Here is a 25,207-nt window from a genome sequence, read left to right as displayed (position 1 = left end):
ACGCATATGAATCTGGAAGCAGAACAGAATGAACCAAACGGTGATGTGAAGAATACAGGAAATCCAGTCGTGGATACGATTCAGCAGCTAGGTCAAACCTCAACGCCTGCACCAGCGGAGTCCAACATTTTTTGTATGACCATTATTGGGCAAGTAGAAGGACATCTCGTTCTTCCTCCGCAAAACAAGACGACAAAATACGAGCATGTCATTCCACAATTAATCGCAGCTGAACAAAACCAAAAAATCGAAGGCGTATTTATCGTTCTAAATACGGTAGGCGGCGACGTAGAAGCGGGGCTTGCCATTGCGGAAATGATATCTTCCTTGTCCAAGCCAGCCGTAACACTTGTTCTTGGCGGTGGACATTCTATCGGTGTTCCCATTGCCGTTGCTGGCGACAAATCGTTTATTGCGGAAACTGCGACAATGACCATTCACCCCATTCGCTTGAACGGCTTAGTTATCGGTGTGCCCCAAACGTTCGAATACTTGGATAAAATGCAGGAGCGAATTATTCGTTTTGTAACATCTCACTCCAATGTGAGTGAGCATACCTTTAAAGAACTCATGTTCAAGACTGGCGATCTGACGCGAGATATTGGTACAACCGTAATTGGAGCTGATGCGGTAAAGCATGGCTTAATCGATGCAGTAGGCGGTTTAGGAGAAGCTCTGCGTGAGCTGAATCAACGGATTGAGATATATAAGCAGCGGAAAACGACGGAGGGACCACAACAATGACACTCTATACGACTATGCCGCTTGAGCTTGTTCTGAAGGGCTATGAGGACGATGTAGAGGCCACACAGGAAGTTTGGGTAAGCGGGATCAAGATGCAGGTCGTCCCGATCGCAGCCGATATGGGCAAAATTGTTCGCCTCCTGGATTGCAGCTTGAATGATTATTTGAATCCGAGCTTTACACCTGGCTCGATTGTTCGATATCAATCAACTCCAAACTGATGTTCGTACGAATGTCTCATAGGCACATTTGTCCACCTATGGTATAATCTTTTATCAGAGGTGACGGATTTGGCTAAGAAAAAGAGACGCAAAAAATCGATTGGCACAAACCTAAAATACGAAGTATACGGCATCCTGCTTATAACTATATCAATCATCGCTCTGTCTGGAGAAGCGGCTGTTGGGCGCTCGTTATCTAAATTATTTGGACTTGTGCTCGGTAAGTTTTATTTCGTGCTAGCTTTATTAGGGATTGTAATCGGACTAACGGTTATGGTCAAGCGAACGTGGCCGCGCGGCTGGACTAACAGACGGACCGGCCTTCTTATCGCTGTGCTTGCTTTCACGCTTATGAGCTCTATTTCTGAAATCGATCAGAAGCTCGGTCCGGCAGCTGATTTGAGTGGCGGCATGATATTCTCACAGCTTAGTTCGGATATGAAATCGTCGTTAATTCAGGTTTCAACTAATGGTGATTCACCAATAAGAGACAAAGAAATTAGCGGCGGATATGTCGGCGCTATTCAATATTCTTTGTTTTTCTCTCTTTTTGGCTATTACGGCGCTAAGTTAATCATGTTTGTGATGTTTGCGATCTCGATCATGTTGATGACAGGCAAATCTTATGTAGAGCTTGGTAGAATGACTACGTCCAAGGCTCAGCGAATGTTCAAATTGTTAGGGGCGAAATGGGCAAAGCGCTCATCCCTGCGCGCTGCGGCAGTTGCCAATGCTGCTGTCGCTCACACGGATGCTGATGATGAAGATGATAAGATGGATGATGATCATGACAGTTACGTTATTTCACCGCCTAAGAAGAAGCGGTCTTTGTTTTTCTCTTGGAAACAGGAGCAGCAGGCGCAGAAACAATCTAGCGAGCAGGCGGATCATGATGAATGGGACATTGAGCCCAATACGTCTGTAATCAATAGAAACAGCAAGCCAGCATGGGATACTGATTATGAACAGCCGTGGGAAAGCACAGGCGTTTCATTGCCTAATACGGACAATATCGATTTAGATCAGAATGACCACGCCCCTTGGGATGATGCGAAACCAAGCTTGGTCACTGATCCAGCACAGCCTGAAGAACTTCCTACAGCAGTATGGGACAGCAGCAATCCTGCTGAGGATGTGGAGCCTGCAGACGGAGCAGAAATCGATGATATAGAAGAAGATCAGCTTCCAGAAGAGTTTGCAATGGAAGCTGTACCGAGCCCAGTAGAAGCATCTGAAGTTTTAGTATTGGATGTGAACAGCAGTTCATCTCCAAACGACAATGCGCCGAAGCGACCGATCACAGAAGTGGAGGCAAATACGGTCAAGCCTTATTTGCTTCCTCCCTTTTCATTGCTGACCAAACCGAATCAGCTGGCGAGAAATGCGGACGCTACCGACATGTATGATTCAAGAAGAAAGCTGGAAGCAACGCTTGAGAGCTTTGGCGTGCGTGCTAAAGTACTTGATGTTGTTCGCGGGCCTGCTGTTACTCGCTATGAGGTGCAGCCAGCTACAGGTGTTAAAGTTAGCCGGATCGTAGGCTTAACGGATGATATTGCACTTGCGCTTGCAGCCAAAGACATCCGGATGGAAGCGCCAATTCCCGGAAAATCGGCAATCGGAATTGAAGTGCCTAATATGGAAGTATCGGTTGTTACGATGCGGGAGGTTATGGAAACAGCTACTTTCCAAAATTCGGCTTCAAAATTATCAATCGCCTTCGGCCGTGATATATCAGGCCAGACGATTGTAGGCAATTTAGCCAAAATGCCGCATTTGCTTGTTGCTGGTGCAACGGGATCAGGAAAATCAGTTTGTATTAACGGCATTATTACGAGCATTTTGTATAAGGCTACTCCTGATGAAGTGAAATTTCTTATGATTGATCCGAAGATGGTGGAATTAAATGTGTATAATGGCATTCCACACTTGCTTGCGCCGGTTGTAACGAATCCGAAACGTGCTTCGCTCGCATTGAAAAAAATTGTAGTGGAAATGGAGAAGCGGTATGAGCTCTTTTCTAAATCAGCTACGCGCAATATTGAAGGCTATAATACTTTAATGGCTGATAATCCAGCCGCAGTGCTGCCATATATCGTTGTTATTGTTGATGAGCTGGCTGACTTAATGATGGTTGCTGCCAATGATGTTGAGGATTCCATTGCGAGGCTTGCCCAAATGGCACGTGCAGCGGGTATACACCTTATTATTGCAACGCAGCGGCCTTCAGTCGATGTCATAACAGGAGTCATTAAAGCTAATATCCCTTCGCGTATTGCTTTCGGCGTATCCTCGCAGGTTGACTCGAGGACTATACTGGATATGGTAGGAGCCGAGAAGCTGCTGGGACGCGGCGATATGCTCTTCTTGCCTGTAGGCATGTCCAAGCCGATTAGGGTGCAGGGAGCCTTCTTATCGGATCAGGAAGTGGAACATTTGGTTACATATGCTCGTGGACAAGCAGAAGCAGAATACAAGGAAGACCTGGTACCTGAGGTGGAGGAAGAATCCAATGATCCTGCCGAGATACTGGACGAGCTTTATGATCAGGCGGTGCAAATTATTTTGGATGCCAAGCAAGCTTCCGTTTCTCTGCTGCAGCGCAGAATGAGAATTGGTTATACGAGAGCGGCTAGATTAATTGACCAAATGGAAGCCCGTTCTATCGTAGGACCTTATGAGGGCAGTAAGCCCCGTGAAGTATTAATTACAATGGATCAATATCAAGCGGGACAAATCAGCTCATAATTTCCGTTGATTGTATGAATCGGGATATAAATGCATAGAAAAGGGATGCTTTTCTCATACTAAAGTTAGGTAACGCTACCTTAAGCGAACTAACTTGCAAGAGAAAGGCAGATCCCATCATGAGAAATCGTTTGATTGTGGTGACCTCGATTATTGTACTGCTATTGTTCGGCTCCTTCTCGCTGCTGCGCGGTGAACATAGAGGAGCGACAGAAACATTCAGCAATGCAACACTAAAGGTCGGTTCCTCAGGTCAAGACGTATATGAGCTGCAAGGACGTCTAACGCATCTAGGTTATTTCAACGGTCCGATTGACGGAAAGTTTGGACCAGACACGAAAAATGCAGTCACCTGGTTCCAATGGAAGTTTGGATTGAAATCAGACGGAGTAGTCGGTGCAAAAACAAAGCTAAAGCTTTGGGAAGCAACGAAAGCATGGGCGCCCTCAGAAACAACATCGCCTCCTGCGTCTAATACCGGCTCTGGCTCCAAAGAAAACATGCCGACGTCAAACAGGCTGAATTTAACAGAAAATGATCTGAAGATTATGGCCAATGCCGTATACGGTGAATCACGCGGTGAGCCGTACGAGGGACAAGTAGCTGTAGCTGCTGTTATACTCAATCGACTCAAATCGCCAAGCTTTCCGAACACGATCTATGGCGTTATTTTTCAGCCTGGCGCATTCACTGCGGTTGCTGACGGGCAAATTTGGCTAACACCAAATGCCAAAGCAAGAGAAGCAGTTGAAGATGCTCTAAATGGAATGGATCCGTCAGGAGGTTGTATTTACTACTTCAACCCGGATACGGCTACGTCAAAATGGATTTGGACTCGAACACAGATCAAGACGATCGGCAAGCATATTTTCTGTATATAACCATACACTGTTAAATGGATGGAAGCAGCCGTACTGCCTTGAGCAGCAGCGGTTGCTTCTTCCATTTCCGATAGGTTAGAATGGTATAGGGAATTGCCTAATGGAATAGATTTACTCTATAACGCGCCGTTGAAAGGAGCAAACCGAGTGACCCAATTCGAAAGAGGCCAGCTGCAGCGTATAAGGCTGCATGTGCTGCCAACTAAACGATTCAAAACGTTTGCGATTTCTTTATTTGCAGGCCTTACCCTTGAGGAAGCAACGGTTACGCCGGTAGCGCTTATTCCCTTTGTTCTTAGAAGAGGAACTGCTAATACGCCCGAGACGATTGCTTTCCGCGAGAAGCTTGATGATTTATATGGAGCCGGCTTTGGCTTCGACGTTTACAAAAGAGGCGATTCTCAAATTGTCCAATTCCGTATGGATGTTATAAATGATAAATTCGTGTCATCGAATAGCTCTTTGCTTTCTGAATCCCTTCAATTTTTAGGTGATGTTCTTACAAACCCTTTGCTGGAGAACGGCGGATTCAACAAAAAATATGTAGAAGCAGAAAAAATAACACTCAAAAAACGCCTTGATGCCATCGTGAATGATAAAATTCGATATGCGGCTGAACGCTGCTTAGAGGTCATGTGTGCGGATGAACCATACCGCCTGCATCCGCTTGGAAGAAAAGAAGATATCGATGCCATAACGCCTGCTGCCTTGTTTGAGCACTATGAGCAATGGCTGGATAACGCAGCGCTAGATTTGTATGTTGTAGGCGATACGACGCTAGAAGAGGTAACTGGACTTGTTACAGAAGCGTTTAGGCTGAAGACTGGCTCGCCTTCTCCGTATTCGAAGCCAAATATTGAACATAAGGTTCAAGAAGTGAAGAAAGTGACAGAACGTATGGAGGTCAGCCAAGGCAAGCTGAACTTGGGTCTTCGTATTGGAGTCGGTTATGAGGATGAAGAATACCCGGCCGCTCTTATGTACAATGGGATTCTCGGCGGGTATCCGCACTCCAAGCTTTTCTTGAATGTTCGGGAGAAAGAAAGCTTGGCTTATTATGCGGCATCCCGTCTGGATGGGCATAAAGGCTTGTGCACCATTCAATCGGGCATTGAATTCGCAAATTATGAGCGTGCGCTTGCCATTATCGAAGAGCAGCTTGAAAGCATGCGTCAAGGAAAGCTGTCGGAACTGGAGCTTAACCAGACGAAAGCGATGATCTCCAATCATCTTCGCGAGCTTCAGGATTCAGCTTATGAGATGATTGCTTACGATTTCAATAGTGTATTGACTGGCAAGCAGCGCAGCGCACAGCAGCTGCTTGAACAAGTTCAAGCAGTCACCGCCGAAGACATTGTCAAGGTAGCGGATCGCGTGCAGCTGGATACGATTTACTTTTTACGCGATCGAAAGGAGGCATAAAGGATGCAAACCCTTAACTATCCAAACGTGCAGGAGACCCTATACAGGGAAGTGCTCGATAATGGGCTTGAAGTCATTGTTCTGCCGAAGGAAGGCTTCAATAAGACGTACGCTACGTTCGCAACGAAGTACGGGTCTGTAGATAATCGTTTTTCGGTCGGAAATGAACCGCCAGTCAAGGTGCCCGACGGAATAGCCCATTTCTTGGAGCACAAAATGTTCGAAGAGCCTACGGGTGATATATTTGCAATATTTGCCTCACAAGGAGCTTCGGCCAATGCTTTTACAAGCTTTGACCGAACGGTATATTTATTTTCCGCAACGGAACAAATCAATGCTAATTTAGAGACGCTCATTAATTTCGTCCAAAACCCTTATTTCACGGATGCAAATGTAGAAAAGGAAAAGGGGATTATTGAACAAGAAATTAATATGTATCGCGATAATGCGGACTGGCGAGTCTACTTTGGCTTAATCGATGCGCTTTATCATGAGCATCCTGTTCATATAGATATTGCTGGAACGGTGGATTCCATTAGACAGATTGATAAGGAAACTCTCTATCGCTGTTACGAAACCTTCTACCATCCTTCGAATATGCTGCTTTTTGTAGTAGGAGGGGTAACAGCAGAGGAAGTATTCGAGCTCGTTCGCAAAAATCAGAGCAGCAAATCATTCAAACCGCAAGGAGACATAAAGCGCTATTTCGAGAATGAACCCGTTTCTGTGAAAATACCGCGGAAAGTGACAGAGCTGCCTGTTTCACTTCCTAAATGCATGTTGGGCTTCAAAGAAAAGGACGCCAACCTTGAAGGAGAAGCTTTGCTGCGGCAGGAAGTTACAACAAAGCTCATGCTTGATGCGTTGATCGGATCAAGCTCTAAGCTTTACCAACAGCTTTATGAATCGGATCTAATATCAGATTCCTTTGGCCATGAATTTAATTCCAGCACAGGTTATGCTTTCTCGGTGATTGGCGGCGACACGCCTAATCCCGATGAGCTCATTAAGCAAATTCGTCTAGGTGTGGAAGCCGTATTGGCTGCTGGCATAGAGCCGGAAGCGTTCGAACGATCCAAACGCAAAAAAATCGGCGGATATTTGCGCATGCTCAACTCCCCAGAATCGATTGCCGGCGAATTTACAAGATATCGTTTTCGCGACAGCAATTTGTTTGATTTGCTGTATTTGTATGAAAGCTGCACGCTGAATGAAGTAAATGCGCGGCTGCGTGAGCATTTTGACTTCGAGCAGCTAGCAGTCTCGATCGTGAAACAGCCGTCTGCATGAAGACGCTGCAGCAAATGACGGTTTTGGTTACCGGGGGAAGCCGCGGCATCGGGGCAGCTATTGCCAAACGATTCGCCGCGGAGGGTGTCAACATCGTCATTCATTATTTACATTCGCATGAAACCGCGAACGAAACGGCACGAACTTGTATGGCGCTGGGCGCCAATGTACTTACCATTTCGGCAGATTTGCGCTCGAAGGAACAGCTTGAGCGCATGCGTGAGAAACTGGAGAGCCATAACATGCTTCCAGATATTTTGGTAAATAACGGGGCTATTTCCCATTTTGGCATGCTTATGGATGTAACGGAGGAAGAATGGGACGATGTAATGGCCGTAAACCTAAAAGGAATGTTCCTTTGCTCGCAGCTATTTATGCCGGGCATGATTGCGCAGAGGTTCGGCCGGATCATTAATGTATCATCGATTTGGGGCATGTCAGGCGCTTCCTGCGAGGTGCTCTATTCCACAACCAAGGGCGGCATGAACGCATTCACGAAGGCGCTGGCGAAAGAGCTGGCGCCCACTGGCGTCACTGTGAATGCGGTTGCCCCAGGCGCGGTGGATACCGATATGATGAATGGCTTTAATGATGAGGAGAAGGCTGCACTGGAGCAAGAGATTCCGATCGGACGCTTCGGTTCTACGGATGAAATTGCTTCACTCGTTTATTTCTTGGCGCTGCCGGAGTCTTCCTATATAACTGGACAAATCATAAGCCCCAATGGCGGCTGGCATACCTAGCTTTTAGACAATTGAATCATAGGACAAGCCGGCTTGCATAATATAAGCGGCTTAGAGACAAAATAATGAATGTTGATGATTCTTTTCTATACCTTTAGGAGGCGAAGGAAAAATGTCAACTGTCCTTTCAAATTTTTCAACGTGGAAGCAATTTTTGGAAGAACGTGTGTCTCAGGCTAAAAGTATTGGAATGACAGATGAAACCATTTCGACTTTAGCCTATGAAATCGGCACCTTTCTCGATGAAAAGGTCGACCCGAAAAATGAGGAAGAGCGCGTGCTGAAGCAGCTATGGGATGTGGGCGATGAGGCAGAACGAAAAACGATCGCCGGCTTAATGGTTAAGCTCGTCCAGAAATCATAGCAGTCTAATGCATAAAGACGATTTTTTCGTCAACAGAAGCAAGAGCAGGAAAGCCTCCCCCAAGGAGGCTTTTCTGCAATGTTTCTGTTTGGGTTGCAGGATTGTGATGAAAATTGTAGAATAATGTTTTATGACGAGGGTTTCCTTCATAAAAATAATTCCTTCGATTTGAACAGGTTTAGGACGGTGGCAGCTTTGGAGTCGAAACAGTGGTACATGGAATACAAAATACATAAGAACCGACCCGGCTTGTTAGGAGATATCGCATCCTTATTAGGTATGCTAGAGGTTAACATCATGACGATCAACGGTGTAGAGGACCGCACTCGCGGCATGCTTCTGCAGACGGATGACGACGAGAAAATCGAGCTTCTTGGCAAAATGCTTCAAAAGGTTGATAATATTACCGTAAATAAATTGCGAACGCCAACGATAGTTGATATACTGGCTGTTCGTCATGGACGTTATATTGAGCGCGATTCAGATGATCGGAAAACGTTTCGGTTTACGCGCGACGAGCTTGGAATATTGGTTGATTTCTTAGGCGAGGTGTTTAAAAGGGACGGCAATCAGGTTATTGGTTTAAGGGGAATGCCGCGGGTAGGCAAAACGGAATCTATTATTGCGGGAAGCGTATGCTCGAACAAACGTTGGACATTTGTGTCCTCCACGCTGCTGCGCCAAACCGTCCGCAGTCAGCTCTCAGAGGATGAGATGCAGCCAAACACTATATTTATTATTGACGGAATTGTAAGCACCATTCGTTCAAACGAGAAGCATTATGGATTGCTTCAAGAAATTATGGCCATGCCATCGACGAAAGTCATTGAGCATCCGGATATTTTCGTGAAAGAATCGCAATATGATTATAGCCATTTCGATATTATTGTCGAGCTCCGCAATACGCCGGATGAAGAAATATCCTACGAGAAATTTACAACACACTATACAGACGATTTCTAATCGGAAGGAGGCCGTCTCATGTCTGAATTAGGCGCATTGCTTCGAGAGGCGAGAGAACAGCGTGGACTATCGCTTGAAGATATTCAAGAAACGACAAAAATTAGAAAACGATATTTGGAAGCCATTGAAAGTGGGGATCATAGGGTTCTGCCAGGTCCATTCTATGTACGTGCATTTGTGAAAAGCTATTCAGAAGCAGTTGGATTAGACCCAGATGAAGTGCTTCGTTTGTATCAGCATGAAGTGCCTTCTGCCCAAGTGGAGCAAACCGTGGAGCCGCTTGCTGCAAGAGCGCCGCGTCGAGTCAAATCACAATCATCGGAGCGGTTAGGCAAGATAGGCTTCAATATTATGATGTGGTCATTTCTTATTTTGATACTTGTTGTTCTATGGGTTTATGTTATTAATAAGGATCCTGCTCCTCCCGAAAAGGTCGATCAAAACACGGCTATTACGGATGCCTCCGAGCCGCCTTCTACTAATACAGGAAACCAAGGAAATAATCCTACTACCGGTGCGCCAATATCGACACCCGAGCCGACACCGACTCCGGCCCCTACAACGGTTACCTTTGCGAGCATTGTCGGCAAAGCCGATCAATATGATATAGGCCCTGCGGGCAGCGCCCATAAAATTGAAATTAAAATTGAAGGCGGTAGAAGCTGGGTAGAGGTACGCAAAGAAGGCAGAAATGGCGAGAAGCTGTATTCTGCCAATGCGGAGCCGGATACGACGCAATCCTATGATTTAACGGGTGTGATTTACATCAATGTGGGTAGAGCCGATTTGGTGAAAATTACAGTGGACGGCGTTCTCGTACCGGATGGAGATAGAGCGGGCTCCAAGAAGCTGCTGCTTAATCCAATAGGCGCTCCGGCTGATGGGAAGGATGCTGTTGACGCTACTCCAAACAGCACGGATGCAGCAAAAACGGAATAATGATTATTTGTAATAAAGGAGAGATTTAAATGGCTTCAGAAAATGCTTTCGATATTGTATCTAAGGTGGACATGCAGGAGCTTTCAAATGCTATTCAACAAGCTGAGCGTGAGATTGAAACTCGCTTTGATTTCAAAGGCAGCAAGAGCTCCATTAAGCTGGAGAAAGAAGAATTAGTTATCGCATCTGAGGATGAGTACAAGCTAAAAAGTGTTATTGATATTTTATTATCCAAAATGATCAAGCGCGGCGTTCCTATTAAAAATTTGGATTATGGCAAAATAGAAGGCGCCTCAGCAAATAGCGTACGCCAGCGGATTAAGCTTAGACAAGGAATTGAACAGGACGTTTCCAAGAAAATAAACATCTTAATTCGCGATTCGAAATTGAAAGTTAAAAGTTTGATCCAAGGCGATCAGATCAGAGTATCTGGTAAGAGCCTTGACGATTTGCAAGCGGTTATGAAGCTTCTAAGAGAAGCGGATTTGCCTGTGGAGCTGCAATTCACTAATTATCGCTCCTAACCTAAGAAAGCTTCGTTTCTGGTGTATTGCCTAGAAACGGGGCTTTTCGTTTGGAAGTAGATCTTACTCCAAGCAGGAGAACAGCTGGTTTTGACACGTGTATTTGCATGTATTATACTGATTTAGACAGCTTTACGGAAGGATCTGGGGGATAGACAGATGATCATGAAATCGAAATCAGCCACTCGAAATGGCAGCAGAAAGCTTTCCAATTTTCAAATGAAGTCAGGTTTGATTTACGAACGAGCGGTTCGCGTAACGCACACCTATGAGTTTTATCGAACTAAGGAGGGAATTGCGTGAATCTTGCGAATAAAATTACGCTAGCCAGAATATTTTTAGTGCCGGTCATCATGTTTTTCCTGCTCATCAAATTGGATTTGGGATCATTGACTTTTTCGGATTTTTCAATTACATACTCCCAAATTGCAGCAGCACTTATATTTATCGTGGCAGCAAGCACGGATGGATTAGACGGGTATATTGCGCGCAAGAACAAAATCGTAACCAATTTAGGCAAGCTTCTTGATCCGCTCGCAGATAAGCTGCTGGTAGCAGCAGTTCTTATATCCCTTGTTGAAATGGATAAGCTTAATGCATTAATCGCAATCATTATTATTAGCCGTGAGTTTGCGGTTACTGGACTGCGCCAGATTGCTTTGCTCGAGGGCTCCGTTATGGCTGCAAGCACATGGGGCAAATGGAAAACAGCCGTTCAAATTACTATGATTATATCGATTTTAATCAACAATTTCCCTTTTACTTTTATCGATTTTCCTTTTCATGTTATTGCCAGCTGGGCTGCAGCTGTCATTACGGTATACTCCGGCATCGATTATTTTTTGAAAAACAAGCATTTGATTCCGGTCGAGTAACGATCAGAGCATCTTCTCGCCATGCGGGAGGATGCTTTTGTCTATAATAGGAATAAGAGCATTGCATTCAACAGCAGAGTAGGGGATAACGAAATGAAAGCAGAAATCATTGCGGTAGGAACGGAGCTGCTGTTAGGACAAATCGTCAATACAAATGCTCAATATTTATCTCAGAAGCTGGCAGCCTTGGGTGTGGACGTCTATTTTCAGACGGTAGTCGGAGATAATGCACACAGATTGCGCGAAGCTATTGAGATTGGAAGAAGCCGAGCGGATTTGCTCGTATTCACAGGCGGGCTTGGACCGACACAGGATGACCTCACGAAAGATGTATTAGCCGAATATTTAAATCGCAAGCTTGTTATTCATGAACCTACTATGGCGATAATTGAGGAAATGTTCAGCTCCCGCGGCATTTACATGGCTCCAAGCAATCGCCGTCAGGCATTAATGATTGAAGATACCGATCCTTTGGACAATAAGGCAGGACTTGCTGTCGGCAATGGGGTATCCGTGGATGGCACACTGTATCTGCTGCTGCCCGGGCCTCCGAAAGAAATGAAGCCGATGATGGACGAGGCTGGCGAAGCATGGCTGCGCTCCAAGCTGGGTGAGGCACAGCCCTTGTTCTCGCGTCTGCTGAAATTTGCCGGTATAGGAGAATCCAATCTAGAAGCGAAGCTGCTCCATTTGATTGAAGGACAAAGCGATCCTACCATTGCTCCGTATGCGAAGGAAAGCGAAGTAACGATCCGCATATCGACAAAGGCGGCTACAGCTGCGGAGGCAGATCGTAAAATAGATGAGACGGCAGCGAAGATTAAAGAATGCGCCGGAGAATATTTGTATGCGGAGCAGGATATTCCGATCGAGGTCGAGATTATTCGCCTTCTAAGAGGCTCACAGCGCAAGCTGGCGAGTGCGGAAAGCCTAAGCGGGGGATTGTTTGCTCAGCTTATTACAAACGTTCCTGGAAGCAGTGGGGAGTTTGTGGGAGGGGTTGTCACCTACACAAATGGAATGAAGCATCATTTGCTTGGCATCCCGATATCCCAGTTGGAGGGCAAGGATGCTCCCGGCGCTATTAGTGATACGACAGCAGCCTTAATGGCAGAGAGAGTGAGAGAATTATCAAATGCTGACTTCGGGGTTTCATTAACCGGAGTCGCAGGACCAGCGGAGTCAGAAGGGAAGCCCGTTGGGCTCGTTTATGCAGCGATTGCAGAACGAGGCAAGCCGACGGTCGTTCATACGATGAATTTACACGGAGATAGAAGCAGCATTCGTATGCGTGCGGTTAAATCAGCTCTATATCGGCTGTGGCTGTCACTGCGTACAGAATAGGGTTGTCAATCAGCCAATAGACCGCTATAATTGAAAATAGTTATCGGAAGAACCGTGGCGAAGAAAACTTTGCTGCGGTTTTTTTTATGTCCAATTTAGGGGGCGAAGCGAAAAAGCGAATGTATGTTCGAAAATAATGCTTGGCAACCTGTTAGAAAAAAGGTATCATAATATTATAAATAGTGAAGGATGTGAGTTTCTTGTCGGATCGTCGCGCTGCGTTAGACATGGCTTTACGCCAAATAGAGAAGCAATTTGGTAAAGGCTCCATCATGAAATTGGGTGAATCCACACACATGCAAGTGGAAACCGTGCCTAGCGGATCACTTGCTCTAGATATTGCATTAGGAATAGGCGGATTGCCGCGTGGTCGCATTATTGAAGTTTACGGTCCAGAATCCTCTGGTAAAACGACTGTTGCCCTTCATGCTATCGCTGAAGTTCAAAAGGCTGGCGGACAAGCTGCATTTATTGATGCGGAGCATGCGCTAGACCCGTTATATGCAAGCAAGCTTGGTGTTAATATTGATGAACTGCTGCTCTCACAGCCTGACACGGGCGAGCAAGCACTTGAAATTGCCGAAGCGCTTGTTCGAAGCGGAGCGGTTGATATTATCGTAGTCGATTCCGTTGCGGCACTTGTACCGAAAGCGGAAATTGAAGGCGATATGGGTGATTCTCATGTGGGCTTGCAGGCTCGCCTTATGTCGCAAGCTTTGAGAAAACTTTCCGGAGCTATTAGCAAATCGAAGACGATTGCTATCTTTATTAACCAATTGCGTGAGAAGATTGGCGTTATGTTCGGAAATCCCGAGACAACACCAGGCGGACGTGCATTGAAATTCTATTCCAGCGTGCGACTAGATGTGCGCCGGATCGAAACGATTAAGCAAGGCAATGACATGGTAGGTAACCGTACACGTATCAAAGTTGTAAAGAACAAAGTAGCTCCGCCATTTAAGCAAGCGGAAATCGATATTATGTACGGCGAAGGCATATCCAAAGAAGGAAGCCTTATCGATATCGGTGTTGAGATGGAAATTGTTCAAAAGAGCGGTGCGTGGTTCTCTTATAATGGCGACCGCTTAGGCCAAGGCCGCGAGAATGCGAAGCAATTTTTGAAGGATCATAAGGATACTGCTGAAATTATTGAGAAGCAGATTCGTGATGCAAGCAATTTGTCTGCGACTGCGTCACCTGCTGATTTCTCAAAAGACGAAGATGAAGATGAGTTCGAAGATCTAGATTAATAAGCAAATCATAATTATAGCTTCAGCCGGCTTCGCCGTCCCGTTAGGGACGGCGAAGCTCTGTTTAAAGGGGATGTCTGGAATGCTCGAAATGGATTTAAACGACGAGGATACACTCACCATTGTTTCTGTCAAACAAGATAAAAAATATCGAAGGATGTATCATATTTATACGGGAGCAGATGAACCGTTATTATCTGTTCATGAAGATATATTAGTTCGTTATCGGCTGATGAAGGATCGGAGTCTCAGCAAGAGCGAGATCGACAATATTCGCAAGGAAGATGAACGCTACCGGGCATATGCGCTTGCGATTGTATATCTCGGCGCCAAGCCGCGAACACGCAAGGAAATTGAAAGGTATTTGATTAGGAAAGAATTTGAAGATGAGAATATCCAATATGCATTAGACCGTTTAGAAAACGAGCATATTGTGGATGATGAACAATATGCGCGGCAATTCGCCTCAGGCCGGCTAAGAAATAGTTTGAAGGGCCGGCGCTGGATCAAGCAGGAGCTGCAGCAGCGCGGCATCTCCAAAGAAGCCGCAGCTGAAGCGACAGATGCCTTGGACAGAGAGGTTGAATTACTAGCAGCAAAGAAAGCAGCGGAGAAGAAATGGCGCTCTTTAAAAGGTGAGTTAATAGACCGGAAGCGCAAGCTAATGGGCTATTTATTGCGCAGAGGCTTCCCTGGAGATATTGTAAAGGAAGCCATAAAGTCTATCGATTTGGAGCCGGAAGAGGACACCTTCGAGGAAGTTGATGGGCTTTTGCTTGACAATTGATTTTGCGAAAAGATAAAATGAGGTTGTATTCCTTCTACTTTGAATCAATTTTCCTTCCAAAAGTTGATTCAAAACGATTATTTTCGTCAAATTAGTAATGTTGACACGGTTGAAACCGGTTGAAAAACAAATATCATCCCAAGCAGTGCCTTGGTGTATGCAACAAGGAGGTGAACAAGATGAATCCTATTTATTGGATCTTGATCTGTCTCTTTGTTGGCGTAATTTTCTTTGGGATTGGTTATTTTATTCGAAAGTCGATTGCCGAGGCCAAAATTTCAAGTGCTGAGCAAGCTGCTATTGTAATCGTAGAAAATGCGAAAAAAGAAGCGGAAGCTCAGAAAAAAGAAACTGTGCTAGAGGCAAAAGATGAAGTCCACAAACTTCGTTCCGAAGCCGAGAGAGATATTCGTGAACGACGCAACGAGGCTCAGCGTCAGGAAAGACGTTTGCTCCAAAAAGAGGAGTCGCTGGATAAAAAATTAGAAGCGCTAGAACGCAAAGAAGAGATTGTGGCCAACAAAGAAAAACGGATCGAAGAAACACAGGAGCAGATCGATTCCATTTACAAGCAACAGCTTAGTGAATTAGAGCGCATCTCGAGCTTGACTACGGAAGATGCGAAATCGATTATATTATCGAATGTCGAGCAAGAAGTAAGACATGAAACAGCTCAAATGATTAAAGAGATCGAGCAGCAAGCGAAAGAAGAAGCCGATAAAAAAGCACGCAACATCATTTCGCTAGCCATTCAACGCTGTGCGGCAGATCATGTGGCAGAGACAACGGTTTCCGTTGTAACCTTGCCTAATGAAGAAATGAAAGGTCGCATTATCGGACGTGAAGGACGGAATATCCGTGCTTTAGAAACATTGACCGGTATCGATCTAATCATCGACGATACACCGGAAGCGGTCATTTTGTCTGGTTTTGACCCGATAAGGCGTGAGATCGCCCGCACTGCTTTGGAAAAGCTTGTGGCTGACGGCCGTATCCATCCTGCTCGCATTGAAGAAATGGTTGAGAAATCTCGTAAAGAAGTGGATGAGCGTATTCGTGAATACGGTGAGCAAGCTACTTTCGAGGTTGGTGTGCATGGCTTGCATCCTGATTTGATCAAAATTTTGGGCCGATTGAAATATCGGACAAGTTATGGTCAGAACGTACTGAAGCACTCCATGGAGGTAGCTTACCTGACAGGCTTGATGGCTGCAGAGCTTGGCGAAGACATTACGCTGGCGAAGCGCGCTGGATTGCTGCATGATATCGGGAAAGCGCTTGACCACGAAGTGGAAGGCTCACACGTTGAAATCGGTGTTGAGCTTGCTAAGAAGTACAAGGAGCATCCTGTTGTTATTAACAGTATCGCATCTCATCACGGTGATACAGAAGCGACTTCCGTTATCGCGATGCTCGTTGGAGCAGCTGATGCATTATCGGCAGCGCGTCCAGGAGCCCGCCGTGAAACGCTTGAAACGTATATCAAACGACTGGAGAAGCTTGAAGACATCTCCGAATCTTTTGAAGGCGTTGAGAAATCGTACGCGATCCAAGCTGGCCGCGAAGTGCGCGTAATGGTGCAGCCAGATAAAATCGATGATACAGAAGCATTCCGACTCGCTCGCGATATTACGAAAAAAATTGAGAGCGAACTCGATTATCCGGGACATATTAAAGTAACGGTCATTCGTGAAACACGAGCAGTAGAATATGCGAAATAAGAAATAAAATATCATATGCATGGACAGAAAAGTGGCTGCTACTCGAGCCACTTTTCTGTTTGAACGCCAGCGAAAAAGCGCTGATGCCCAAAAAGGAAGTGTAATCACGTGAATGTATTATTTATTGGCGATATCGTTGGAAGTGTAGGAAGAAATGCGCTAAAGCGCGTGCTGCCTGCTCTGAAGAGCAAATACAATCCTCACATTATTATCGTGAACGGTGAGAATGCGGCTGCTGGCAGGGGAATTACGGCAGCGATAGCGAAGGAATTTTTCGAATGGGGTGTCCATGGCATTACGATGGGCAATCATACGTGGGATAATAAAGATATATTCGAATGGATCGATGATGAGCCGCGTCTCGTTCGTCCAGCTAATTATGCGGAGGGCGCGCCAGGGCAAGGATGGGCTGTCATTAAAGCAAATGGCAAAAAATTAGCGATTATCAATTTGCAAGGCCGGACTTTTCTGCCGCCAATCGATTGTCCTTTCCGCAAGGCGGATGAATTAATAGACGAAGCAAGAGAACAGACCAACAATATTCTTGTTGATTTCCATGCGGAAGCGACGTCGGAGAAAATTGCTATGGGCTGGCACTTAGACGGAAGAGCCTCGATTGTTCTTGGTACACATACGCATGTACAAACGAATGATGATACGATACTGCCTGGCGGTACTGCTTATATAACGGATGTAGGGATGGTAGGCCCGAAGGAAGGCGTACTAGGGATGGAACGCAATGCGGTATTGCATAAATTTATAACACAGCTGCCTGTTCGATTTGTAGTAGACGAAGGCAAATGGCATTTGCACGCTATATCCGTACAAATTGATGATGCAACAGGAGAAGCGCGTAAAATCGAAAAAATTCGACTTACGGAGGATGAGTGGCTTCTCATGTAGTTGTCCGAAATTTTGGAAAGTTCCGACAATTCAGAACAGTTTGTGAATAGGGCGGAATAAAAGCAGGAATTTTTTAACCTCTCTCGAATACTATTTAAAAGTGGAATCCATCCAACAGTCGAAGGGGAGGTTCTTTTTTATGGATGTATTAAAAGTTTCAGCAAAGTCTAATCCTAATTCCGTTGCAGGTGCACTTGCCGGTGTTCTCCGTGAACGTGGCGGCGCAGAACTGCAGGCTATTGGGGCTGGCGCGCTAAACCAAGCGATCAAAGCAGTTGCCATTGCTCGCGGATTTGTCGCTCCCAGCGGGGTGGATCTGATTTGCATTCCAGCCTTTACTGACATCGTTATTGATGGGGAGGATCGAACAGCAATCAAATTGATTGTTGAGCCTCGGTAGCAAGTCCAAGCGGCGTAAGCCAATTGGATAAAAGAAAATGTTTCGCCTGTTTACGTCGTAGACAGGTTTTTTTGCTGTCAGTCTATCAAATGCGAGGTGCTCCTATGAAAGTAGTGGATTTTCATTGTGATGTGCTATACAAAATGCTGCTAGATGATAAACTAACGTTTCAGCAAAGCAAGCCAGATCATTTAGATGTTACATACGAGCGTCTACAGGCAGCAGGAACGGTTCTGCAAACCTTTGCGGTATTTATTCCACAAGCTATGAATGGTCGATTAGAACCGATACTGGAGAGTTTAGATCGATTCCATCAATTCGTATTATCTTGTGATAATATGGTTTGGGTTAGAACGGCTAATGATTTGGATTACTGTATAAGAGACGGGAAAATTGGTGCGCTGCTTTCACTTGAAGGTGTGGACGGATTAAATGGACATTTATCGCTGCTTCGCATCCTCCATCAATTAGGCATTCGGGCGGCAGGACTGACTTGGAACCATGCTAATTGGGCCGCAGACGGAGCTATGGAGCCGAGAGGCGGGGGCTTGACAGCAAAAGGACGGTTATTTGTTGAAGAATGTAATAAATTGGGTATACTGTTAGATGTATCTCATTTATCCGAATGCGCGTTTTGGGATCTAGCGGAGCTCTCGACAAAACCTTTTATAGCTTCACATTCCAATGCAAGAGCAATTTGCGATCATCCGCGCAATCTTACAAACGATCAAATGGAAGAAATCATAAAGAAGCAGGGACTAATCGGTATCACATTCGTGCCTTGGTTTGTGTCAAGTGCAGAGGTTGTTACGATAGATGATTTACTCCGTCATATTGAGCATATTTGTATGCTTGGAGGAGAACGCCACATTATGCTGGGATCTGACTTTGACGGCATTGATAATTATATCGTTGGTTTAAGGCATCCAGGCGAGCTGGCCGCTTTGCAAGAGGCGCTGCTCAAGCGATATACAGAGGAGCAGGCTATGCAATTTATGTCGGGAAATGCGATTCGCTTTTTAAGGACAAATCTTCCGAAACACGTTTGAATGCTCCAATCTACTTCTGATATGGAACCAATCGAAACTAACTATGCGTTAATTACGCATTTATAACTTGATTTTTATGAGTTTGCGCTTTAAAATTGTTGTGACTGTTATGACATATCTCAAATATTTTATTTGATTATATCCCATATTTGCACGTTCTAGAAAAAGAGGAGTTGGGCACTTTGATTAGTCAATTGTCTTGGAAGATCGGGGGACAACAAGGGGAAGGAGTCGAAAGTACAGATCGGATCTTTTCCACGGCGCTTAACCGCTTAGGCTATTATTTATATGGATATAGACATTTCTCTTCGAGAATTAAGGGTGGACATACCAATAATAAGATTCGCATAAGCACGAAACCGATTCGTGCTATTTCTGATGATCTTGATATTTTAGTCGCTTTCGACCAGGAAAGCATTGATTTAAATGCGAAGGAGCTGCGCCTTGGCGGTGTTATCGTGGCGGATGCGAAATTCAATCCGACGATACCAGAGGGCATTGATACTAGATTGTTCGCTGTTCCGATTACGGCAATGGCAGAAGAGCTTGGAACTTCCTTAATGAAAAACATGGTTGCTTCCGGCGCATCATGGGCGCTTCTAGGACTGCCGCTGGACGTATTTAATAAAGCGGTTGAAGAAGAGTTCGGACGCAAGGGTGCAGCTATCGTTGAGAAGAATGTCGAGGCTGTTAAACGCGGAGCGGAATTTGTTCTCGAACAAGCTGGCGGACCTTTGGACGAGTTCAAGCTTGATGCTGCCGATGGGCAGCAAAAGCTGTTCATGATCGGAAATGAGGCAATTGGTCTAGGATCAGTTGCGGCAGGCTGCCGCTTAATGGCTGCTTATCCCATCACCCCAGCTTCTGAAATTATGGAATATTTAATTAAAAAGCTGCCGCATTTCGGCGGTACTGTCGTTCAAACCGAGGATGAAATTGCTGCTGTAACGATGGCGATTGGCGCGAATTATGCTGGCGTTCGTACGATGACTGCATCAGCAGGCCCTGGTCTTTCGCTTATGATGGAGGCAATCGGTCTTGCAGGCATGACAGAAACGCCGCTCGTTATTGTAAACACGCAGCGCGGAGGCCCGTCCACGGGACTTCCTACGAAGCAGGAGCAATCTGATTTGAATGCAATGGTGTATGGAACACACGGTGAAATACCGAAGATCGTTATTGCTCCAGCGTCGATTGAAGACTGCTTTTACGATACAATTGAAGCATTCAACCTTGCCGAGCAGTATCAAGTTCCAGTCATTCTAATGACAGATCTTCAATTGTCGCTGGGCAAACAATCATGCGATCAGCTTGATTACAATAAAATTGAAATTAAACGCGGCAAGCTGGTGACGGATGTTCCGGCGCTGGAAGGCCATGATTTGTTTAAGCGCTATGAGCTTACAGAGGACGGAATTTCACAGCGTGTGCTGCCAGGTGAAAAGGGCGGTCTGCATCATGTAACAGGCGTTGAGCACGACGAGACGGGCCGTCCATCGGAGAACGCGCTGAATCGCCAGAACATGATGGATAAACGACTGAACAAGCTGAATGATATGTATGTCCGTGAAGCCATTCGTGTTGACGCACCGCATGATACCCCGGATCTGCTTATTATAGGAATGGGCTCAACGGGCGGAACGATTGATGAAGCAAGAAGCTTGCTTGAACAAGAGGGTGTAACTACGAATCATATTACGATTCGTCAAATCCATCCGTTCCCAACGAAACCTTTGCTGCCTTACTTGCAGAAAGCTACAAAAGTGATCGTCATCGAGAATAACGCAACCGCCCAGCTGGCAGGTCAAATTAAAATGCATGCGGGATTTGCAGACAAAATCGAAAGCTTGCTTAAATACGATGGCAATCCGTTCCTGCCTTCCGACGTTCACAAAGCTTGTAAGGAGTTGAGTTTAGATGGCAACGTTCAAAGAGTTTAGAAATAACGTCAAACCGAACTGGTGCCCAGGCTGCGGAGATTTCTCCATACAGGCGGCTATTCAGCGCGCTGCAGCCAATGTTGGACTTGAGCCTGAGAATCTCGCTGTTATTTCTGGTATTGGCTGCTCTGGCCGTATCTCCGGATATATTAACGCATATGGCTTCCATGGCATCCACGGCCGCGTGCTTCCTATTGCACAAGGCGTTAAGCTTGCTAACCGTGAGCTGACGGTTATCGCTTCCGGCGGAGATGGAGACGGATTTGCTATTGGCATGGGCCATACGGTTCACGCCATTCGTCGAAATCTCAACGTAACTTATATCGTTATGGATAACCAAATCTATGGCTTGACCAAAGGGCAAACCTCCCCGCGCAGCGCGGAAGGCTTCAAAACGAAATCGACGCCTGAAGGCTCGATCGAGACAACGCTCTCGCCGCTTGAAATCGCGATGTCAGCCGGAGCGACCTTTGTTGCTCAATCATTCTCAAGTGATCTTAAGCAGCTAACGAAGTTGATCGAAGAGGGCATTAATCATGAGGGCTTCTCTTTGATAAATGTATTCAGTCCTTGCGTTACCTTCAACAAGATCAACACGTATGATTGGTTTAAAGCAAATATCGTGAATCTGGAGCAGTTCCCGGAATACGATGCATCCAATCGTGTTATGGCGATGAACAAGATTATGGAAACAAACGGTATGCTTACCGGTCTTATCTATCAAAACAAAGAGCGTAAGTCTTATGAGGATTTGGTTACCGGCTTTAAGCAAGAAGGTTTGGCGAAGCAGGACATTAAGATTACACCTGAACAATTCGACAAGCTTGTAGCTGAATTTAAATAAATGGTATGATAAGCATATGGCCCGAAGGGTCATATGCTTTTTTTTTACCCATCATAATGAATACAACGATATAGGAGAGTGACAACATGATACATAAAAAAGAAGTAACAATTGGTGTATCGGCGAGACATATTCATTTATCACAGGAGCATGTTGAGGTATTGTTCGGCAAAGGATACGAATTAACAGAAATGAAACCTCTGTCCCAGCCAGGCCAATATGCAGCGAATGAAACAGTTGCAGTCATTGGACCGAAGGGGACATTTGCGAAGGTTAGAATTCTTGGACCAGCCCGGAAGCAAACCCAGCTTGAAGTGTCCCGGACGGACGCATTCGCTCTTGGCGTTAATGCGCCTCTTAGGGAATCGGGAGACACGAAGGGCTCAGCTGGCATAAAGCTTCAAGGGCCTGCTGGCGAAGTGACGATCGAAGAGGGTGTTATTGTGGCTGCGCGTCACATTCACTTCCATACAAGCGATGCAGAGCGGTTTGGCATAGCAGACAAGCAATCGCTGCGAGTTCGTTTCAATGGTGAGCGTGGAGTCGTGTTCGAGCATGTGATAGCGCGTGTATCCGATCAATTTGCGCTGGATATGCATATTGATACGGACGAGGCGAATGCTGCTGGAGTCAAAAACGGCGATACAGCAGAAATATTAGACTAATAACGGGTAGAAAATTAGTCGTGAATGCTCAAAAGTAAGTAAAGCAATTTCTAAGGCAGCGCGCTTTAGAAATGAAGCTTTTTATTAAGAAAACAGCCGATCAGAGTATTATATCTGTTCGGCTGTTCTGCTTTATTGGTCTATTGCTGAAACTAACTTAAAACTTAAGTTTGTTTAATAATGATGGAGTGCACGTTTTGCACGAGGGTAAATTAGACGGGGGCGTCTTGCAACAGCTAATAAATGAAAATAGTGGAAAAGAATCTCGCGGCCAAATCTATTTGTTGTTGACGATAAGTGGATTCAAATGGGGTTCTTATGCTATAATTTCTTATTGATGTTCAAAAGTATAAAAAATAATTGTTTGCGGACATAGAGGTATAGGGATGTGACAACAGAATGACTAAGGGGAACTCAGTGGACTTAAAATCCACCAAGGGTGAAAAGGATTACAGTAAATATTTTGACTTTTCTGATGCAAAGGTTCTTTCCGAGGAAGACGGCAAGACCACATATCGGATCAAAGGACGGAATGTCCAAATTAATTCAACTCCGAATCATCGAGACGAGAAAAAGCGTGGCAAAGAAGAGATCGAGGTTCATTATGACTTCTCCATTCCAGATGAGCTGAAAATAATTGGAGCTGGAAAGTTTTATTTAATTCAAACGTACGGCTGCCAAATGAACGAGCATGATACCGAGGTTATGAAGGGCATGTTCGAGGAAATGGGTTATACCGCTACGGAAGATCGGCAGCAAGCAGATGTCATTCTGCTCAACACCTGCGCGATACGCGAGAATGCGGAAGACAAAGTATTCGGCGAGCTAGGACATCTCAAGACGCTCAAGACGGAGAAGCCTGGACTGCTGCTTGGCGTATGCGGCTGTATGTCTCAAGAGGAATCTGTTGTTGGACGTATATTGCAGAAGCATTCATTTGTAGATATGATCTTTGGAACACACAACATACATAGGCTGCCTTATTTGCTGCAAAATGCTTACTTCAGCAAAGAGCTTGTTGTCGAGGTGTGGTCTAAGGAAGGCGACATTATCGAGAATATGCCGAAGAAACGCGAAGGCATGCGTGCATGGGTCAACATTATGTATGGCTGCGATAAGTTTTGTACGTATTGTATTGTTCCTTATACGCGCGGGAAAGAGCGGAGCCGCCGTCCGGAGGATGTTATTGCCGAGGTGCGCGAGCTAGCCCGCAAAGGCTTTAAGGAAATTACACTGCTGGGCCAGAATGTGAATGCATACGGGAAGGATTTCGAGGATATCGAATATCGCTTTGGCGATCTAATGCATGATATGTCCAAAATCGACATTCCGCGTGTTCGCTTTATGACCAGCCACCCACGCGACTTTGACGACCATCTCATTGAGGTGCTTGCAACACGCGGTAATTTGGTAGAGCATATCCATCTGCCGGTGCAGTCTGGAAGCACTGAAATATTAAAGCGCATGAGCCGTAAATATTCACGTGAAATGTATTTGGAGCTTGTCGCAAAAATTAAGAAAGCTATACCTGACGCCATGCTTACTTCAGATATTATTGTCGGCTTCCCAGGCGAAACGGACGAGCAATTCGAAGATACGATGACGCTTGTGAAGGAAGTTGGCTTTGATTCCGCTTATACTTTCCTCTATTCACCGCGCGAAGGAACACCAGCCGCTGGCATGGAGGACAATGTACCCCTAGAAGTGAAGAAAGCGCGCCTGCAGCGTCTAAACGCTCAATTAGCAGCCAATGCTAGAGAGAAGAATGAGGAGCTGCGCGGTCAAATTGTAGAGGTATTAATAGAAGGCGAAAGCAAGAATAATGCGAATATATTGTCAGGCCGTACAAGAACGAATAAATTAGTACACCTTGAAGGACCTAAGGAATGGGTTGGACAGTTCATTCAAGCCAAAGTGACAGAAGCCCAAACCTGGTACATTAAGGCTGAAGCTTTAGATAAAAGCGTAGAAGAAGCCGTTAGCTAACGGGAAAACAGGAGAGATGACAAATGGCAGAGCAGCAAACAGCAGCAAACCAATCGGAAACGCATCATCATGATCATGAGCATGGCGGAAGCTGTGTTCCGAGCTTTAATACCCGTGATTTAATTGTACGCGAAGATATTTCGAAAAAGGCGAAGGAGCTGGCCGACCTTATTTTTACGTCGGAGGAAGTGCAGCATTATCGCCGAGCTGAACAGCAAATTAATGGCAATGAGAAAATACAGCTATTAATCGCTCAAATCAAAAAGAAGCAAAAAGAAGTTGTTGCCTTTGAAACGACTTTCAAAAATGCAGATATGGTAAAAAAGATTGAAGCCGAAATGGAAACGCTGCAGGATGAGCTTGACGGTATTCCAATCGTAACGGAATTCCAGCAATCGCAATCAGATATTAATTATTTGCTTCAGCTCGTTGTATCCATCGTTCGTGATACCGTTTCAGAGAAAATAAATGTTGAAGATGCGTCTGAGCCCGATCCAGAGGATTGCAGCGACTAAGATGTTTCCATAATGAAGTAGAATAAAGCCGTATTCAAGCCTCTCCTCTAAGGGAGGTTTGGGATACGGCTTTTTTTATTATTCAGCAA

General features: G+C 45.4%; 25 protein-coding genes. All 25 read left to right on the top strand.

The window, feature by feature from the left end:
• Window positions 1–6: 6 nt before the first annotated feature.
• The 25 genes from CEF13_RS16385 to CEF13_RS16270 all read left to right on the top strand — a co-directional run bounded on the left by CEF13_RS16385 (window position 7) and on the right by CEF13_RS16270 (window position 25,118).
• Window positions 7–744, top strand: a complete 738-nt coding sequence (locus CEF13_RS16385) for a ClpP family protease (RefSeq protein ID WP_146022774.1) — start codon at window positions 7–9, stop codon at window positions 742–744.
• Window positions 741–965, top strand: coding sequence for a YlzJ-like family protein (locus CEF13_RS16380; protein ID WP_102712056.1), 225 nt, complete (start codon window positions 741–743; stop codon window positions 963–965). Before CEF13_RS16385 ends, CEF13_RS16380 begins: the two co-directional genes overlap by 4 nt.
• Before the next feature lie 69 nt (window positions 966–1,034).
• Complete coding sequence (locus CEF13_RS16375; RefSeq protein ID WP_102712054.1) at window positions 1,035–3,713, top strand: FtsK/SpoIIIE family DNA translocase; 2,679 nt, start codon at window positions 1,035–1,037, stop codon at window positions 3,711–3,713.
• A 119-nt stretch (window positions 3,714–3,832) separates the two neighbouring features.
• Complete coding sequence (gene sleB / locus CEF13_RS16370) at window positions 3,833–4,594, top strand: spore cortex-lytic enzyme (RefSeq protein WP_102712052.1); 762 nt, start codon at window positions 3,833–3,835, stop codon at window positions 4,592–4,594.
• Between the two features lie 147 nt (window positions 4,595–4,741).
• The gene (yfmF, locus tag CEF13_RS16365; protein WP_102712050.1) at window positions 4,742–6,016 is read left to right on the top strand and encodes an EF-P 5-aminopentanol modification-associated protein YfmF; all 1,275 of its coding nucleotides are present in this window, start codon (window positions 4,742–4,744) and stop codon (window positions 6,014–6,016) included.
• 3 nt (window positions 6,017–6,019) lie between these two features.
• Window positions 6,020–7,306 carry an EF-P 5-aminopentanol modification-associated protein YfmH gene (yfmH, locus tag CEF13_RS16360; protein ID WP_102712048.1) on the top strand — a complete coding sequence of 429 codons (1,287 nt, stop codon included), beginning with the start codon at window positions 6,020–6,022 and terminating at the stop codon, window positions 7,304–7,306.
• On the top strand, window positions 7,303–8,049 hold the full coding sequence (ymfI, locus tag CEF13_RS16355; RefSeq protein WP_102712046.1) for an elongation factor P 5-aminopentanone reductase: 747 nt from the start codon (window positions 7,303–7,305) through the stop codon (window positions 8,047–8,049). The genes yfmH and ymfI overlap by 4 nt, the downstream gene beginning before the upstream one ends.
• Before the next feature lie 112 nt (window positions 8,050–8,161).
• Window positions 8,162–8,413 carry a DUF3243 domain-containing protein gene (locus CEF13_RS16350; protein ID WP_102712044.1) on the top strand — a complete coding sequence of 84 codons (252 nt, stop codon included), beginning with the start codon at window positions 8,162–8,164 and terminating at the stop codon, window positions 8,411–8,413.
• Window positions 8,414–8,608: 195 nt separating this feature from the next.
• Window positions 8,609–9,376 (top strand): DUF3388 domain-containing protein, encoded by a 768-nt coding sequence (locus tag CEF13_RS16345; RefSeq protein WP_102716408.1) that lies wholly within the window; start codon window positions 8,609–8,611, stop codon window positions 9,374–9,376.
• Window positions 9,377–9,394: 18 nt separating this feature from the next.
• Window positions 9,395–10,315 (top strand): helix-turn-helix domain-containing protein, encoded by a 921-nt coding sequence (locus CEF13_RS16340; RefSeq protein ID WP_102712042.1) that lies wholly within the window; start codon window positions 9,395–9,397, stop codon window positions 10,313–10,315.
• A gap of 29 nt (window positions 10,316–10,344) precedes the next feature.
• Complete coding sequence (locus CEF13_RS16335) at window positions 10,345–10,839, top strand: YajQ family cyclic di-GMP-binding protein (RefSeq protein ID WP_102712040.1); 495 nt, start codon at window positions 10,345–10,347, stop codon at window positions 10,837–10,839.
• 159 nt (window positions 10,840–10,998) lie between these two features.
• Window positions 10,999–11,142 carry a hypothetical protein gene (locus tag CEF13_RS28840; RefSeq protein ID WP_166742718.1) on the top strand — a complete coding sequence of 48 codons (144 nt, stop codon included), beginning with the start codon at window positions 10,999–11,001 and terminating at the stop codon, window positions 11,140–11,142.
• Window positions 11,139–11,714, top strand: coding sequence for a CDP-diacylglycerol--glycerol-3-phosphate 3-phosphatidyltransferase (gene pgsA, locus CEF13_RS16330; protein WP_102712038.1), 576 nt, complete (start codon window positions 11,139–11,141; stop codon window positions 11,712–11,714). The genes CEF13_RS28840 and pgsA overlap by 4 nt, the downstream gene beginning before the upstream one ends.
• Window positions 11,715–11,807: 93 nt before the next feature.
• The gene (locus CEF13_RS16325) at window positions 11,808–13,058 is read left to right on the top strand and encodes a competence/damage-inducible protein A (RefSeq protein ID WP_102712036.1); all 1,251 of its coding nucleotides are present in this window, start codon (window positions 11,808–11,810) and stop codon (window positions 13,056–13,058) included.
• A gap of 200 nt (window positions 13,059–13,258) precedes the next feature.
• Window positions 13,259–14,308: a recombinase RecA gene (gene recA, locus CEF13_RS16320; RefSeq protein WP_102712034.1), complete on the top strand. Its 1,050-nt coding sequence runs from the start codon at window positions 13,259–13,261 to the stop codon at window positions 14,306–14,308.
• Between the two features lie 82 nt (window positions 14,309–14,390).
• Window positions 14,391–15,095, top strand: coding sequence for a regulatory protein RecX (locus CEF13_RS16315; RefSeq protein WP_244917087.1), 705 nt, complete (start codon window positions 14,391–14,393; stop codon window positions 15,093–15,095).
• Window positions 15,096–15,274: 179 nt separating this feature from the next.
• The gene (rny, locus tag CEF13_RS16310; RefSeq protein WP_102712032.1) at window positions 15,275–16,816 is read left to right on the top strand and encodes a ribonuclease Y; all 1,542 of its coding nucleotides are present in this window, start codon (window positions 15,275–15,277) and stop codon (window positions 16,814–16,816) included.
• Window positions 16,817–16,924: 108 nt separating this feature from the next.
• Window positions 16,925–17,719 (top strand): TIGR00282 family metallophosphoesterase, encoded by a 795-nt coding sequence (locus CEF13_RS16305; protein WP_102712030.1) that lies wholly within the window; start codon window positions 16,925–16,927, stop codon window positions 17,717–17,719.
• A 139-nt stretch (window positions 17,720–17,858) separates the two neighbouring features.
• Complete coding sequence (locus CEF13_RS16300; protein ID WP_006036664.1) at window positions 17,859–18,119, top strand: stage V sporulation protein S; 261 nt, start codon at window positions 17,859–17,861, stop codon at window positions 18,117–18,119.
• A 104-nt stretch (window positions 18,120–18,223) separates the two neighbouring features.
• Window positions 18,224–19,168, top strand: a complete 945-nt coding sequence (locus CEF13_RS16295; protein ID WP_243864338.1) for a dipeptidase — start codon at window positions 18,224–18,226, stop codon at window positions 19,166–19,168.
• A 182-nt stretch (window positions 19,169–19,350) separates the two neighbouring features.
• A complete protein-coding gene (locus CEF13_RS16290; RefSeq protein WP_102712026.1) occupies window positions 19,351–21,108 on the top strand; it encodes a 2-oxoacid:acceptor oxidoreductase subunit alpha in 1,758 nt (585 codons plus the stop codon).
• On the top strand, window positions 21,086–21,952 hold the full coding sequence (locus CEF13_RS16285; RefSeq protein ID WP_102712024.1) for a 2-oxoacid:ferredoxin oxidoreductase subunit beta: 867 nt from the start codon (window positions 21,086–21,088) through the stop codon (window positions 21,950–21,952). The genes CEF13_RS16290 and CEF13_RS16285 overlap by 23 nt, the downstream gene beginning before the upstream one ends.
• A gap of 86 nt (window positions 21,953–22,038) precedes the next feature.
• Window positions 22,039–22,617, top strand: coding sequence for a phosphate propanoyltransferase (gene pduL / locus CEF13_RS16280; RefSeq protein ID WP_102712022.1), 579 nt, complete (start codon window positions 22,039–22,041; stop codon window positions 22,615–22,617).
• Window positions 22,618–23,016: 399 nt separating this feature from the next.
• Window positions 23,017–24,603 (top strand): tRNA (N6-isopentenyl adenosine(37)-C2)-methylthiotransferase MiaB, encoded by a 1,587-nt coding sequence (gene miaB / locus CEF13_RS16275; protein WP_102712020.1) that lies wholly within the window; start codon window positions 23,017–23,019, stop codon window positions 24,601–24,603.
• Window positions 24,604–24,626: 23 nt separating this feature from the next.
• Complete coding sequence (locus CEF13_RS16270) at window positions 24,627–25,118, top strand: YlbF/YmcA family competence regulator (protein ID WP_102712018.1); 492 nt, start codon at window positions 24,627–24,629, stop codon at window positions 25,116–25,118.
• Window positions 25,119–25,207: the final 89 nt, after the last annotated feature.

Origin of the sequence: Paenibacillus castaneae, from assembly GCF_002884445.1 — a bacterium.
Classification (GTDB): Bacteria; Bacillota; Bacilli; order Paenibacillales; family Paenibacillaceae; genus Pristimantibacillus; species Pristimantibacillus castaneae.
The sequence above is the reverse complement of the archived record's forward strand: the minus strand, read 5'-3'. Positions and strand labels throughout refer to the sequence as shown.